Below are 14,489 nucleotides of genomic sequence, written 5' to 3' on the forward strand. Positions count from 1 at the left end.
CCCGGTAGAGGTGTGGGCTAGCCGTGCGACTCGCGCGGTAGTCCGAGAATTCGTTCACCGGCGACGGTCAACAGAATCTGCTCAGTACCGCCTGCAATGGATAAGCAGCGTGTGAGCAGGAATTCTTTCACCACATCGGTTTCCACCGCGCCCGCCGCGCCTGCCACTTCCACGGCAAATTCGGCGACCGCCTGCCGGTGTCTGACACCGACCAGTTTGCGAACGCTACTTTGCGGACCGGGGTCTCCACCGGACAGCAGTTTCTGTGCAGCGCGGGCATCCAGCAACGTCCCAGCGATGGATTCCGAGACAAGTCCTCCGAGTCGGTCCGCCACCAATTCGGCGCCCGGACCCGAGGTCGGCGCAGCGGCGATCAAGGCCTCCAGCTCGTCCCCGATGCCCTTGCCGCCCATGGCGACCCGCTCCGCAGAGAGCGTGGAGCGGGCGATCTTCCACCCGTTCTCCAGCGCACCCACCAGGCAGTCGTCCGGGACGAAGACATCGTCCAGGAAGACCTCGTTGAAGCGCGCCTCACCGGTGATCTCCACCAGCGGCCGGATATCGATACCGGCGCTCTTCATATCGACCAGGAAGTAGCTGATGCCCTTGTGCTTCGGCGCGGCCGGATCGGTCCGCGCCAGGCAGATGCCCCAGGTGGCCTTGTCCGCCAGCGAGGTCCAGACCTTCTGACCGCGCAGCTTCCAGCCGCCCTCGACCCGCTCGGCCACCGTGCGCAGCGACGCCAGATCGGAACCGGCCTCCGGCTCCGAGAAGAGCTGGCACCAGAGCACCTCACCGGTCAGCGTGGGCAGCGCGTAGCGCTCGATCTGCTCGGGTGAACCCCATTGCAGCAGAGTCGGAATCGCCCAGTTGGCAATCGCGAGCTCGGGCAGCGTAATGCCCGCCTTGCGGACCTGGTCATCGAGGAAGGTGCGCTGGATCGGACCGGCGCCCCGCCCGTACGGCGCGGGCCAGTGCGAGGCCAGCAATCCGGACTCGGCCAGCGCATTACGCTGCTCCGCCTCCGGAAGAGCCGCGATCGTGGTGAGATCGGCGGCCAGCACGGCGGCCTCGGCGGCGTCCAAACCGACAGCGTCCCAATTGGGTTCGCCGCCCTCGCCACCGGAGGCGGCTGCCAGATCCAGGCCCACGGTGCGGCGCACACCCGCATGCGTCAGCTCGGTGACCCGGGCCCGCCAGCGGGCCGAACCGCCCAGCAGCTGCCGCAGCGCGGTAGCCCGGCGCAGATACAGATGCGCATCGTGTTCCCAGGTGAAACCGATGCCACCGAGCACCTGAATGCAATCCTTGGCGTTCTCCACCGCGGCATCCAGCGAGATCGCCAGTGCCACCGCGGCGGAGAGCGGGAGTTCGGCCGTCTCGGCATCCACCGCGGCGGCCGCATCGGCGGCCACGGCGCGAATTTGTTCGGCCCGGCACAGCATCCACGCGCAAATATGTTTCACGGCTTGAAATTCGCCGATCTTGCGACCGAATTGTTCACGCACCTTGGCGTATTCGGTGGCGGTCTCCAAACACCAGCCGGCAATGCCGGCGGCCTCGGCGGCAATCAGCGTCGCCGCGATATCGAGCACCGGCAGCGCCGGTTCGAAGACGTGCTCCGGCGCGACAGCAACCTCCGAGCACGACACCCGGGCCAGCGGCAGCGTCTTGTCGATGGCGTCCAGCGGCTCCACCCGCAGGCCCGCCGCATCGGCGTCGACGAGGCACCACAGCAGGCGCTCTCCGCCGCGAACCGGTACCAGAACAGCGGTGCCCGGTGCGGCGCCGAGAACCGAGTCCCACTCACCGGTCAGAATTGCCCCGGATTCGCCGATCGATATCTCGATTTCGCCCTCGAGCGCAATCCCGCACGGCGTATTCTCGTCGAGCATCTCACCGGCAACGAGGCCGGCAAGCGCCGTCGAAAGCACGGGTCCGCCCACGAGATCATGCGCCGCCTGCTCCACCAGAACGGCCAGATCTCCGACGGAACAACCCGCTCCGCCGGCTTCTTCCGGGACCGCGACCCGGAATATTCCGAGATCAGCGAGGCGCGACCAGTATTCGCGCCAGAAATCCGGCCCTCCGGTACGCATTGTTGCAATTGGGCGTACTGCCGCTGCCCATCCGCGCATCGACTCCTGGACGGCTTTATGCTCGTCAGTGGTGGCTATGGTCACACTCCATACCGCCTTTCTGGGGTGACTTCCACTCCTAGAACATGTTCTAATGTTCGAGCCGGGCGTAAGTCAAGCGCCGCCCGAACGCGGTACGAACTCGTAGCCGGTCGACGCCGGTGAGATGAACCGAACGATTCGTGCAGGAAAGGACTCTCAACCGATGGCCAGTCCCTCCCGATCGCAGTCCGACGATGGGGTTGCCGGCGCGCGCACCACCGCGCCCGTCACCACCCTCAGCGAGGAGGACCTGAGTTCGGCAGCGCAGCGCGACCGGCGCAAACGCATCCTCGACGCCACCCTCGCGCTCGCCTCCAAGGGCGGGTACGACGCGGTACAGATGCGTGCGGTCGCCGAGCGCGCCGACGTCGCCGTCGGCACCCTGTACCGGTATTTCCCGTCCAAGGTGCACCTGCTCGTCTCGGCCCTCGCGCGCGAATTCGAGCAGCTCGAAGGCCGTCGCAAACCGTTGCCCGGCAATGATCCCCGCGAGCGCATGCACCTGATGCTGACCCAGATCACCCGGGCCATGCAGCGCGACCCGCTGCTCACCGAGGCCATGACGCGAGCGTTCATGTTCGCCGACGCCTCCGCGGCCGCCGAGGTCGATCGGGTCGGCAAGGTGATGGACCGCTTCTTCGCCCGCGCCCTCTCCGACGAGGTGCCCGATGAGCGCCAGCTCGCCATCGCCCGCGTCATCAGCGATGTGTGGCTGTCCAATCTGGTGGCCTGGCTCACCCGCCGCGCCTCCGCGACCGATGTGACCGAGCGCCTGGAGCTCACCGTCGATCTGCTCATCGGCGGCGAGAAGTCTTGAGCGCCGAGGCGAACGCAATCTAGGCATTCGCACGAATGACACCGGGGCCGCCCCGTCCGAAAGGACTGGGCGGCCCTTTTTCGTGATTGTGGAACGTCACTGGTCAAGCCCCCGAAACGTGCACCGCGCGAGCGGAAATCGGACATTATGTGAACCGCAGGGAAGTGTCTTGTAAACGCTATGTATCACCGTCAGAACGAGCAGGCAATGAACACCCAGTAGAGTCACGCACGCCCTGAAAAATCTCCTCCGATCACTAGGTTGGATGCGTGAGCGCACAGGATTTGCCACTGGAACTTCGCCGTGCGTTGGCGGCTGTCGCCCGAGTGCCACGGCTGCTGGTCGCTTCGGACTACGACGGGACGATCGCGCCCATCGTCGACGACCCCGCGAAGGCCTATCCCCACAGGGAGTCGGTGAATGCGCTGCGCGCACTCGCCGGACTCACCGGTACCACCGCCGCAGTGATCTCCGGGCGTGCCCTGCGTGATCTCGCGGCACTGTCCCGTTTACCCGTCGAGGTGCAGCTGATCGGCAGCCACGGTTCCGAATTCGACGTCGGCTTCGTGCATGCCATCGACAATGACGCCAAACAGCTACTGCAGGAAGTGCAGTCGACGCTGACCCAGATCGCGCAGGACAATCCCGGCGCGACCGTCGAGATCAAACCGGCCAGCGTTGCCCTGCACGTCCGCAATGCCAGCCCCGAAATCGGCCGTCGCGCAGTGGTTCAGGTGCGTCAGGGTCCGGCCAGCTGGGTCGGCGTGCAGACCACCGAGGGCAAGGAAGTCATCGAGCTCGCGGTCGTCGAAACCGACAAGGGCGCCGCGCTGGACATCGTCCGGCATCAGCAGGGCGCCTCGGCCGCCGTCTTCATCGGCGACGACGTCACCGATGAGAAGGCGTTCACTCGTCTCTCCGGGCCCGATGTCGGCATCAAGGTCGGCCCCGGCGAGAGTCTCGCCAAATTCCGGGTGGACAGCACCGAGGACGTGTCCAAGGCGCTGGCCTTCATCCTGGAGGAACGCCGCACCTGGCTGGCGGGCGCCTCGGCCCCCCGCATCGAGCGGCTGACCATGCTGGCCAGCCCGCGATCCAAGGCCCTGGTCACCCCCGACGGCACCATCACCTGGCTGTGCCACCCGGAACCGGATTCGGCGGCGGTGTTCGCGCACCTGCTCGGCGGGCCGGGCGCCGGACATTTCGCCATCCATCCGGAGCGCGCCGGACTGCCGCTGTCCCAGCGCTACAAAGACGGCACCATGACCGTCGAAACCCGGTGGGCCAGTTTGCAGGTCGTCGATTATCTGCCGCATGACGTGGTGCCCGAGCGCACCGATCTCACCCGCGTCATCACCGGCGATACCAAGGCCGTCATCACCTTCGCACCGCGACCGGAATTCGGGCAGGTGCCGGTGCGCATCGTGCGCGATCCCGCCGGACTGCGGGTGCAGGGCACCAATGATCCACTCGTGCTGCGCTCCCCGGGTGTGGACTGGGAGATCATCGACGAGGGCAATCACCACACCGCCCGCGCCACCGTGGACCCGCGCCAGGGGCCGGTCGTGCTGGAAATGCGCTGCGGCACCTCCGATCTCGCACCGTGCATGACCTCCGAGATCGACCGGCGCCGGGAAGCCGAGCGGTATTGGTCGGATTGGGCTGCCACACTGGAGCTTCCGCCGCTCAAGCCCGATCTCATGAAGCGGTCCGCGCTCACTCTGCGCGGGCTGGTGCACGCACCTTCCGGTTCCATCCTGGCCGCCGCCACCACCTCGCTGCCGGAAGACATTGGCGGCGTGCGCAACTGGGACTACCGCTACTGCTGGCTGCGCGACGCCTCGCTCACCGCCGCCGCACTGGTCTCGCTGGGCTCCGTCGGCGAGGCCGAGGAGCTGCTCGACTGGGTGCACCGGGTGCTCGAGACGCTGCCCGGACCCGAGCGTTTGCACCCGCTGTACACGCTCTACGGCGAGACGCTGCCGCCCGAGGCCGTCATCGACCAGCTGCCCGGCTATGCCGGGTCCCGGCCGGTGCGCGTCGGCAACGCGGCGAACATGCAGGTCCAGCTCGACGTGTTCGGGCCGATCGTGGACCTCATCTCACAGCTCGCCCACGCGCGTGAGCACAAGGGCATCAACGACCCGAAAAAGGCGCTGCCGGACGCGGATTGGGATCTGGTGCACGCCATGGTCTCGGCCGTACAGCGGCGCTGGCGCGAACCCGACCACGGCATCTGGGAGATCCGCGGCAACCCGCGGCACCACGTGTACTCGAAGGTCATGGGCTGGCTCACCGCCGACCGGGCGATCACCCTCGCCCGCCAGTTCGGCCGGACCGCCGACCCCGAATGGGAGAAGCTGCGCGACACCATCGCCGATGAGGTGAAGGCCGAGGGCTGGAACGAAGAGGTCCAGTCCTACACCGCCGCCTACGAGGGCACCGACCTCGACGCGGCCACCCTGCACATCGGGCTGAGCGGTCTGATCGACCCCTCCGACCCGCGCTTCGCCGCCACCGTCGTGGCCACCGAGGCGGAACTGCGCAGCGGCTCCACGGTGTACCGCTACCACCACGACGACGGTCTGCCCGGCGGGGAAGGCGGCTTCCACCTCTGTGCCGCCTGGCTCGTGGAGGCCTACCTGCTGATCGGAAAGCGCGAGGACGCCGAGGCGCTCTTCGCCCAACTCGTCGATGTGGCGGGCCCGACCGGCCTGCTCTCCGAGGAGTACGACCCGGTCGCCGAACGCTCCCTCGGCAACCATCCCCAGGCCTACAGCCACCTCGGCCTGCTGCGCTGCGCCCAACTCTTGTCGCAACCAGTGCTGCCCCGCCTCTCCGGAACTTCAGCGCACGGCTAGGAGCCCCGAAAGTCTCATTCGCGTGCCGACGGTCGGGTGCGTCCTCAGGTTCTGGACGTACCCGACGAGTTACCCGGCCCTCACGAAATCTGTCGTCACCATCGACCCCGCGAAGGCATTCGCGGGGTCTTTGCTGTTCCAGGGGATTTCCGTCGCACACCCGCGTGTTCAGCGCCACATTTGCTGCTCGTAATGCGGATGGGGCTGGACAGGTGCGCTACATTTTAATGGCAATCGTTTTCGTTTCGGATAAGCGTTCCAGGAGTTCCCGCGTGACCAGAAGCTTTGCAAAAGGATTCGCCGTGATCGCCGCGGGGCTCGCCACAGTGGCCACCCTGACCGCCTGCGGATCGTCGAAGAACGATTCCGGCGGGCTCACCGTCGTGGCCTCCACCAATGTGTGGGGTGATATCGCGAAGACCGTCGCCGGGCCGGATGTGAAGGTCGAATCCCTGATCAACGATCCGGCCGCCGACCCGCACTCGTACGAGGTCACCGCTGTCCAGGGCGCACAGATCAGCGATGCGGATCTGATCGTCTACAACGGCGGCGGTTACGACGGTTTCATCGACAAGGCCATCGCCGGTAAGAGCAAGCGCACCGTGAACGCGGTGGATATCGCCGGCGAGGGCGCACACGCGAGCGAATCGGCTACACCTGCCAAAGAGGCTGCCGCACATGATCACTCGGGGACCAACGAGCACGTCTTCTACGATGTGCACGCCGCCGGTCACATCGCGGAGCACATTGCCACGTCACTGGGCGACCTCGATCCCGCGCACAAGCAGGACTACACCGATCGCGCCGCCGCCTTCACCGCGAAGCTGAGCGGCATCGAGGCCATCACCGCCGAGATCGCCGCCGACCACCCCGGTCAGCCGGTGGTGCAGACCGAGCCGCTCGCCTACTACATGCTGCTCGACGCCAAGGCCGACGACCGCACCCCGCACGCCTTCCAGGAGGCCATCGAACAGGGCACCGACCCCTCCCCCACCGATGTCGCCGCCGTACGAGACATGTTGAGCTCCAAACAGGTTCGCGCCCTCGTCTACAACATCCAGACCGAGGACAAGACCACCGAAGATATGCGCGCCACCGCGCAGAAGGCCGGCCTGCCGGTCGTCGAGGTCACCGAAACCCTGCCCCAGGGCCTGGATTACATCCAGTGGATGACCCGCAACGCCCAATCTCTCGCGACCGCACTCGCATAGGTCCGACGACCTATGCCCCCCACCACCGCCACGGGAGTGGCGCTGACCGAACCGGCCGAACAGACCGGCCCCCACACCCCGGGCGCACACAACGCGCCCGGGGTCAGCGTCGCGTCAGCCCCCTCCCCCCGGACCACGACCACCCCCGGGAGCTCCACCATGAACAATCCCACCGAAACCTGTATCCCTGCAACAGAACAGGAGCGCCCCGCCCTGGAAGCGCCGCCGAATGGCGCAGACGCCGGAGCGACTCGGAGCGACCTATCCACGGCCGGCGTGAATACCTTGCTCGACAGCACTGGTGCCGCTTCGAACGGCGCAGGCATGTCGGTGGGCAACGCGAACGATTCGGTCGAGCAGGCGCTGGACACGAGTTCGGCCGCACGGGCGCGGAGCGCGGTTCCCGCTGTGCGGCTTACGGATGCGCGGTTGTCTTATGGGGATCGGACGCTGTGGGCGGGGTTGGATCTCGAAGTCGGGGCGGGGGAATTCATTGCGGTGCTCGGGCCCAATGGGTCCGGGAAGACTTCGCTGTTGAAGATGCTGCTGGGGCAGGTCGCGCTGTCCAAGGGGACGGCGGAGATCGCGGGAGGGCCTGCGCGGGTGGGGAATCCGGATATCGGGTACGTGCCGCAGCAGAAGACGCTGGATGCCGGGACACAGCTTCGCGGTGTCGATCTGGTGGGGCTCGGAGTGGACGGGCATCGGTGGGGGCTCGGGTGGCGCGGGCGCGCGGAGCGGAAACGGAAAGTGGCGCAGGCCATTTCGGATGTGGGGGCGGAGAAGTACGCCTATGCGCCGCTGGATGCGCTCTCCGGTGGGGAGCAGCAGCGGCTGCGGGTCGCGCAGGCGCTGGCCGGGGATCCGCGGGTGCTGCTGTGCGATGAACCGCTGCTGTCGCTGGACCTCGCCAATCAGCGGCTGGTATCGCAGCTCATCGACAAGCGGCGGCGCACGCACGACACCGCGGTGCTGTTCGTGACACATGAGATCAATCCGATTCTGCCGCTGGTGGATCGGGTGCTGTACCTGGTCGACGGCAAATTCCGGATCGGGACGCCGGACGAGGTGATGACCTCCGAGGTGCTCTCCGAGCTGTACCGTACCGAGGTCGACGTGCTGCGGGTGCGCGGGCGACTGGTGGTCGTCGGCACCGGCGACACCATGGACGCGCTCGGTGAGGCCGGAGCACAGCACTGCCACGCCGAGAACGACGAGGTGCGCGCATGATCGACAAACTCTCCGGCGTCTTCTCCGGAATGTTCGACTTCTCCACCACCGCACACCTGATGTCCTACGACTTCGTCCAGCAGGCGGTCCTGGCGGCGGCGCTACTCGGTCTGCTCGCCGGAGCCATCGGTCCGCTCATCATCAGCCGCCAGATGTCCTTCGCCGTCCACGGCACCAGCGAACTGTCGCTCACCGGCGCGGCGGCCGCGCTGCTCGCCGGGGTCGGCGTCGGGGTCGGCGCGATCGCCGGATCGGTGGTCGCGGCCGTCCTGTTCGGCATTCTGGGTTCCCGTGCCCGCGAACGTGATTCGGTCATCGCCGTGGTGCTGTCCTTCGGCCTCGGCCTGTCCGTGCTGTTCCTGTGGCTCGGCCCGGAACGCGCGGGCTCCAAATTCTCACTGCTCACCGGACAGGTGGTGAGCGTCGGCGACAACGGCCTCACGCTGCTGTCCATCTGCACCGTCGGGGTACTGCTGGTGCTGGCCGCCGTCTACCGCCCGCTGCTGTTCGCCAGCTCCGACCCGGAAGTGGCTGTCGCGCGCGGAGTTCCGGTGCGGGCACTGTCCATCGTGTTCGCGGTGCTGCTGGGCATCACCGCCGCATTCGGCGTGCAGATCGTCGGCGCCCTGCTGGTGCTGTCGCTGCTCATCACCCCGGCCGCCGCGGCGGCGCAACTCACCGCCAGCCCGGTCCGCGCCACCGTGCTCGCGATCGTCTTCGCCGAAACCTCCGCGGTGGGCGGCATTCTGCTGTCCCTCGCACCCGGCGTCCCGATCTCGACCTTCGTCACCGCCATCTCGTTCACCATCTACCTGATCTGCCGCGCCGTCGGTTCCCGCACCCGCAACCGCCGCCGCGAACTCGTCCCCGCCTGACGCCGAATTTCTCGTCATACCACTGCATTCGGCTGGAATCCGCTGTGGATCCCGGCCGAGAGCACGCCGGGATGACGACGACCGGGGTGTTCGGGATGACGGGGTTCCTGCGATCTGCCGCGTGAGGGGCTGCAGATCGTGCTGTCGCATCCCTCCCAGGGTGATCAGTGCTGCCCTGGGAGGGACGCGCAGAAATTCGTGCGGCCGGGAGGGCGCGCGGCGATCAGCCTTCGCCGGCGAGGGCGAACAAGCCGTCTGCGGTTTGCTCGATGAGCCCGTCGACCAGCAGTGAGTCCAGGGCGCGGGCGCGCTGGCCCGGATCGCGGGTCCAGGCCAGGTCCAGGCGGATCTGCTCGACCGGGCCGGTGGCGGCGCGCAGGACGTCGAGGAGGCGGCCGCGGGCCTGACGGTCGGTGCCCTCGTATTTCTGGGTGCGGCGCACCATGTCCGAGGCCGGGCGGCCCGCGGCGACCCACGCGCACGTGGGCAGCGGGCAGCGTGCGCAGTCGGGGGTGCGGGCGGTGCAGACGGTCGCGCCGAGTTCCATGAGTGCGGCGGAGAAGACGGCCGCGCGACCCACGTGCGCGGGCAGCAGGGCCTCGGTTTCCCCCAGGTCACGCGAGGCGGGATTGCCCGCCTCGGCCCGGCCGTGCACCGCGCGGGCCACCACACGGCGGACATTGGTGTCCACCACCGGAACTCGCTGACCGTAGGCGAAGCAGGCCACCGCGCGGGCGGTGTAATCGCCGATTCCGGGCAGGCTCAGCAGTGTCTCGACATCGGTCGGCACCTCGTCACCGTGCTGCTCCGCGAGCACCCTGGAGCATTCGTGCAGCCGCAGCGCGCGGCGCGGATAGCCGAGCTTGCCCCACGCGCGCAGCACGTCACCCTGCGGTGCGGCGGCCATGGCCGAGGGCACCGGCCAGCGCGCCACCCATTCCCGCCAGATGGGCTCGACCCGCACCACCGGGGTCTGCTGCAGCATGATCTCGCTCATGAGGATCTGCCAGGCGGTCACGCCCGAGCGCCGCCACGGCAGGTCACGTGCGGTCTCCCGGTACCAGTCGATCAGAATGTCGCTATCCATCGTCCTTCGATTCTTCGCCGCCGGCTCACTCGCTGGGCGGTGTGATGGCCAGCCGGTAGTTGCCGGACCGTAACGTCTCGGACTCGCCAGTAACCGCTCCCCCATGGAAAATGAGACACATGCCCCACAACAATCCGATCAGTGCCTGGAAATCCCTGCGTGAAGGCAATGACCGCTTCGTCAACGGCACGTTGCAGCATCCTAGCCAAGGTGCCGTCGACCGGGCGAAGCTCGTCGGCGGGCAGCAGCCCGGGGCAGTTCTGTTCGGCTGCGGCGACTCCCGCGTGGCCGCCGAGATCATCTTCGACCAGGGCCTCGGCGATATGTTCGTGGTCCGCACCGCCGGACACGTCATCGACTCCTCGGTGCTCGGTTCCATCGAATATGGCGTGCAGGTGCTGAATGTGCCGCTCATCGTGGTCCTCGGACACGACTCCTGCGGCGCCGTGCGCGCCACCATCGACGCCCTCGACCACGGCAATGTGCCCGGCGGCTTCATTCGCAGCGTTGTCGAGCGGGTCATGCCGTCGATTCTCATCGGCCGCCGCGAGGGTCTGGAATCGGTCGATGAGCTGGAGGCCCGGCACGTCGAGGAGACCGCCCGCCTGCTCATGCAGCGCTCCATGACCATTTCCCAGCGGGTCGCCACCGGCGAATGCGCCATCGCCTGCGTCACCTACAACCTCGCAGAGGGACAGATCAAACTGCACCGGGTGATCGGCAATATCGGCGAAGTTGTCTGATTCTTCCGATTCTTCGGGAATCTGCCAGAGATAGCAGGATTCGGTCCCCGATGCCGAGACAATAACCGGCAGATGGGGATTGAGCCGACCCGTGTCCGGAAGCGGCGAAATGTACCTGGCACGTAGGTCGTTTCACCTCCGACACGCCGAGACCCTGAGCGGGATGCACCCGACGGTGCCCTTACCGTTGTCAGCGTGCTGGAACCGAATGGACCACTGCCGCCGGAAATCTACTGGCGCCGTCGCGCGATAGCGATCGGCGCGATAGCGGTCGCCCTCCTGCTGGTGCTCTGGGTGGCCGTCGCGCTGATACGCGGCGGCGGTGACGACCACAAATCGGACGCCAAAGCCACCGCCTCCGCCGCCGCCGGGTCGACGAACAAGGCCGCCGGAGCCTCCTCCAGCGCGCCCGATCCGGGTGCGCCCAAGCCGTCTGCCAGCGGCAGCGCACCTGTCAGCGGCAGCGCTGCGCCCGTAGCCGCGGCCGGACAGTGCCCCGACCAGTCCCTCGCCGTGAAGGTGAATGTCGGACAGCCGACCTACAAGACCACCGAACAACCGGTCTTCGGCATCGTCATCACCAATATCTCCAGTGCCGCCTGCGAACGCGATATGGGCTCGGGGTTGCAGCTGGTATCGGTGCAATCGCTGGACGGCCAGCGCCGCCTGTGGTCCAGCACCGACTGCTATCCGGACGGCACCCCCGATATGCGCACTCTGAATCCCGGTCAGCAGGCGGCATTCACCGTCACCTGGTCCGGATCCACCTCGCAGCCCGGCTGCGCGGGCGAGCGCGTACCGGTGCCCACGGGCCCCTACACCGTTGTCGCTCAGCTCGGTTCGGTGCGCAGCGCACCCGAACCTTTCAATATCGCCTGATTCCAGCGCTTTTCAGCATGATGGCCGGGTCCCCGCGGGGCCCGGCCTTCGCCGTCGAAATCCCGGCGGCGCGAAAGCCGCGTGCGCGTTGGATATTCATTCCGGTCATCCGCCCGGATCGGCCCGATCAGGCCCCTGGAAGCCCGTGTGACGGCCGAACACGCGCACGGCGTGTTTCAACCCGCCGCGCGCGCAAATCGCGTCTAATCCTCGACATCGGCCTTCGCCTTGGCGCGGCGCGGGCCGCGCAGCCCGCAGACGGCAAGGGCCGCACTGAGATCGGCGACCTCGTGCAGCTTCATGGTGCGGCCCACCCGGTCGACCCCGGCCGGGACCAGCGCCTCGGTGAAACCCAGCCGCTCGGCCTCCGCCAGCCGCCGTGTCAGGCCCGTCACCTGGCGCACCTCACCGGCGAGACCGACCTCGCCGAGCACGATCATGCCGCTGCGCAGCGCACGATCCTGACTGGCGCTCGCGATGGCAAGCGCGACAGCCAGATCCGCGGCGGGTTCGGTGAGCCGCATACCGCCGACGGTGGCGGCGTACACATCCTGCTTGCCGACATAGACGCCGCAGCGGCTCTGCAGCACCGCCAGCACCATGGAGACGCGGTTGTAGTCGAGCCCGCTCACCGCGCGGCGGGGCGCGGGCACCGAGGTGTCCACGGTGAGGCCCTGCACCTCGCCCAGCATGGGCCGCTTACCGTCCATGGCCACGGTGACGGCCGTACCGGACACCGCCTCCCCGCGATGGTGCAGGAACAGCCCGGAAGGGTCGTCCACACAGGCGATTCCGGCCTCGCGCATCTCGAAGCAGCCCACCTCGTCGGTGCTGCCGAAACGATTCTTGATGCCGCGCACCATGCGTAGCGTGGAGTGTTTGTCGCCCTCGAACTGCAGCACCACGTCCACCAGATGCTCCAGCGTGCGCGGGCCGGCGACCGAGCCGTCCTTGGTCACGTGCCCGACCAGCAGCACCGCGATACCCGTGGACTTGGCCAGCGAGGTGAGCGCCGCCGTCACCGACCGCACCTGGGTGACACCGCCGATCACACCGTCGACATCGCCGGCCAGCATGGTCTGCACCGAGTCGACCACCAGCAGCGTCGGCCGCACCTGCTCGACATGCCCGAGAATCGTCGCCAGATCGGATTCGGCCGCGAGGTACACCTTTTCGTGCACCGCGCCGGTCCGGTCCGCGCGCAGGCGCACCTGACCCGCCGACTCCTCGGCCGTCACGTACAGCGCGATCTCATCGCGCGCCCGTGCCCACCGGTGCGAGACCTCGAGCAGCAGCGTCGACTTGCCGACCCCGGGCTCACCCGAGATCAGCACCACCGAACCGGGCACGATCCCGCCGCCCAGCACCCGGTCCAATTCGGAAACCCCGGTGGACCGCGCCTGCGTGGTCTTGGAATCGATACTCGAAATGGGCGCGGCGGCCGTACTCGGCAGCATGGCCCGGCGCCCGACCGCCACTGCGGCGGAGGAGGCGGCAACCTCCTCGAGGGTGCCCCACGCCTCGCACGCCGGGCACCGCCCCACCCATTTGGCGACCTCGTTCGCGCAATCAGCACAGCGGTACAGCGATTTCACCTTGGCCACGCGGGCAGCCTAATGACGGACTCCGACAGACAACTCGCACCGCACCGGGCGATCACCGCCGATTCGCCGCCCATCCCCCGACGACACGCCCGGCCTGCATAGGGCCTCGTCAGGAACGCGAACGGCAGAGCCTGTCGCCCCGAAAAGACCCGCACCTCGCCTCGGAAATCCGAAGCGAGGTGCGAGACAAACGAATTCGGGTCAGCCTAGCGGTCTGCCTCGATGCAACCGCCCCTAGTTCGCGGCCCGTCTCGGTCTGGACTGACGGAGCGGAGGAGGGAAGACCGAGACTCCCAGGGCCGCGAACCCGTCGTAGCGAAGCGGAGGCAGAAAATTCAGTGGCCGGACTTGGTCTCGGCCGAAACAGGCTCGGAGCGCGGGTTGTTCGCGCCGGCGTCCACCGGGACGTTCAGCGCGACGGTGCCGCCCTCTTTGAAGATGAAGGTGACCGGGTAGGTGAGGCCCGGGGTGATGTCCTTGGTCAGGCCGTCGACCTCGATGAGCAGCGGGTGCGCATCCGGATCGGCGGGCTTGTCACCGGCCGGCGCCGCGGCGGGCGTGGTGGTGGTGGACGGCTTGCTGAAGTCCGCGACCAGGGTGCCCTGGGCCTTGATATCGGCCTTGCCGTTGATCTTCGCCGTGCCGAAGTCGGTGGTGACGCTGACCAGCTCGTCCGGCGCGGCCTGGGCGAGGTTGGCGGCACTGAAGGCCAGGACGGCCTTGCCGCCCTTGGCGTTGTTGTACTCCTCCGACTGCGGCAGCAGGAATCGCACGTCACGCAGGGCGATCTTGCCGACATCGGCGCTGTTGCCATTGACCGCCGCGACCTCGTGCGAGGTCTGCGCGAGCTGACCGGCACTGCAACCCGTCAGCGCGAGCACCGCGCCCGCAGCGAGTGCAGCAACTGTCAAGGCACGCCGGCGCGCCTTCGACGCTGTGGTGGCTTTCTGGGCAGTCACGGGTTGTCCTCCATGTCGACCGGGCTCACTCCACTATGCAGAG

11 protein-coding genes are annotated in these 14,489 nt (G+C 67.7%); 7 read left to right on the top strand and 4 right to left on the bottom strand.

The window, feature by feature from the left end:
• Positions 1-17: 17 nt before the first annotated feature.
• Entirely contained in the window at positions 18-2,183 is a 2,166-nt protein-coding gene (locus OG716_RS29120) for an acyl-CoA dehydrogenase (RefSeq protein ID WP_405133764.1), read from the bottom strand.
• Positions 2,184-2,343: 160 nt separating this feature from the next.
• On the opposite strand from OG716_RS29120, the gene kstR reads away from it, so the two are divergent.
• From kstR to OG716_RS29145, 5 genes are all read left to right on the top strand, one after another.
• Positions 2,344-2,997, top strand: coding sequence for a cholesterol catabolism transcriptional regulator KstR (gene kstR / locus OG716_RS29125; RefSeq protein WP_297607791.1), 654 nt, complete (start codon positions 2,344-2,346; stop codon positions 2,995-2,997).
• 269 nt (positions 2,998-3,266) lie between these two features.
• Positions 3,267-5,858: a trehalose-phosphatase gene (otsB, locus tag OG716_RS29130; RefSeq protein WP_405133765.1), complete on the top strand. Its 2,592-nt coding sequence runs from the start codon at positions 3,267-3,269 to the stop codon at positions 5,856-5,858.
• A gap of 227 nt (positions 5,859-6,085) precedes the next feature.
• Positions 6,086-7,069, top strand: coding sequence for a metal ABC transporter solute-binding protein, Zn/Mn family (locus OG716_RS29135; RefSeq protein WP_405133766.1), 984 nt, complete (start codon positions 6,086-6,088; stop codon positions 7,067-7,069).
• 324 nt (positions 7,070-7,393) lie between these two features.
• Positions 7,394-8,299 (top strand): metal ABC transporter ATP-binding protein, encoded by a 906-nt coding sequence (locus OG716_RS29140; protein ID WP_405133767.1) that lies wholly within the window; start codon positions 7,394-7,396, stop codon positions 8,297-8,299.
• Complete coding sequence (locus tag OG716_RS29145) at positions 8,296-9,174, top strand: metal ABC transporter permease (protein ID WP_355130238.1); 879 nt, start codon at positions 8,296-8,298, stop codon at positions 9,172-9,174. Before OG716_RS29140 ends, OG716_RS29145 begins: the two co-directional genes overlap by 4 nt.
• A gap of 223 nt (positions 9,175-9,397) precedes the next feature.
• Here OG716_RS29145 and OG716_RS29150 read toward each other — a convergent pair whose 3' ends face one another.
• On the bottom strand, positions 9,398-10,261 hold the full coding sequence (locus OG716_RS29150; protein ID WP_405133768.1) for an A/G-specific adenine glycosylase: 864 nt from the start codon (positions 10,259-10,261) through the stop codon (positions 9,398-9,400).
• A 119-nt stretch (positions 10,262-10,380) separates the two neighbouring features.
• Here OG716_RS29150 and OG716_RS29155 point away from each other — a divergent pair, with 119 nt between their 5' ends.
• Both OG716_RS29155 and OG716_RS29160 read left to right on the top strand, forming a co-directional pair.
• The gene (locus OG716_RS29155; protein WP_327143374.1) at positions 10,381-11,004 is read left to right on the top strand and encodes a carbonic anhydrase; all 624 of its coding nucleotides are present in this window, start codon (positions 10,381-10,383) and stop codon (positions 11,002-11,004) included.
• A 195-nt stretch (positions 11,005-11,199) separates the two neighbouring features.
• The gene (locus OG716_RS29160; RefSeq protein WP_405133769.1) at positions 11,200-11,883 is read left to right on the top strand and encodes a hypothetical protein; all 684 of its coding nucleotides are present in this window, start codon (positions 11,200-11,202) and stop codon (positions 11,881-11,883) included.
• Positions 11,884-12,086: 203 nt separating this feature from the next.
• On the opposite strand, the gene radA is transcribed toward OG716_RS29160, so the two are convergent.
• Positions 12,087-13,487: a DNA repair protein RadA gene (radA, locus tag OG716_RS29165; protein ID WP_405133770.1), complete on the bottom strand. Its 1,401-nt coding sequence runs from the start codon at positions 13,485-13,487 to the stop codon at positions 12,087-12,089.
• A 335-nt stretch (positions 13,488-13,822) separates the two neighbouring features.
• Positions 13,823-14,446, bottom strand: coding sequence for a hypothetical protein (locus OG716_RS29170; protein ID WP_405133771.1), 624 nt, complete (start codon positions 14,444-14,446; stop codon positions 13,823-13,825).
• Between the last annotated feature and the right edge of the window lie 43 nt (positions 14,447-14,489).

Source organism: Nocardia sp. NBC_01388 (genome assembly GCF_045040085.1).
GTDB lineage: Bacteria > Actinomycetota > Actinomycetes > Mycobacteriales > Mycobacteriaceae > Nocardia.

What these genes read in the sequence shown, in the direction of transcription:
- kstR (WP_297607791.1), top strand. Translation starts at nt 2,344, where the DNA reads ATGGCCAGTCCCTCCCGATCGCAGTCCGACGATGGGGTTGCCGGCGCG.
- OG716_RS29135 (WP_405133766.1), top strand. Translation starts at nt 6,086, where the DNA reads ATGGCAATCGTTTTCGTTTCGGATAAGCGTTCCAGGAGTTCCCGCGTG.
- OG716_RS29140 (WP_405133767.1), top strand. Translation starts at nt 7,394, where the DNA reads ATGTCGGTGGGCAACGCGAACGATTCGGTCGAGCAGGCGCTGGACACG.
- OG716_RS29145 (WP_355130238.1), top strand. Translation starts at nt 8,296, where the DNA reads ATGATCGACAAACTCTCCGGCGTCTTCTCCGGAATGTTCGACTTCTCC.
- OG716_RS29150 (WP_405133768.1), bottom strand. Translation starts at nt 10,261, where the DNA reads ATGGATAGCGACATTCTGATCGACTGGTACCGGGAGACCGCACGTGAC.
- OG716_RS29155 (WP_327143374.1), top strand. Translation starts at nt 10,381, where the DNA reads ATGCCCCACAACAATCCGATCAGTGCCTGGAAATCCCTGCGTGAAGGC.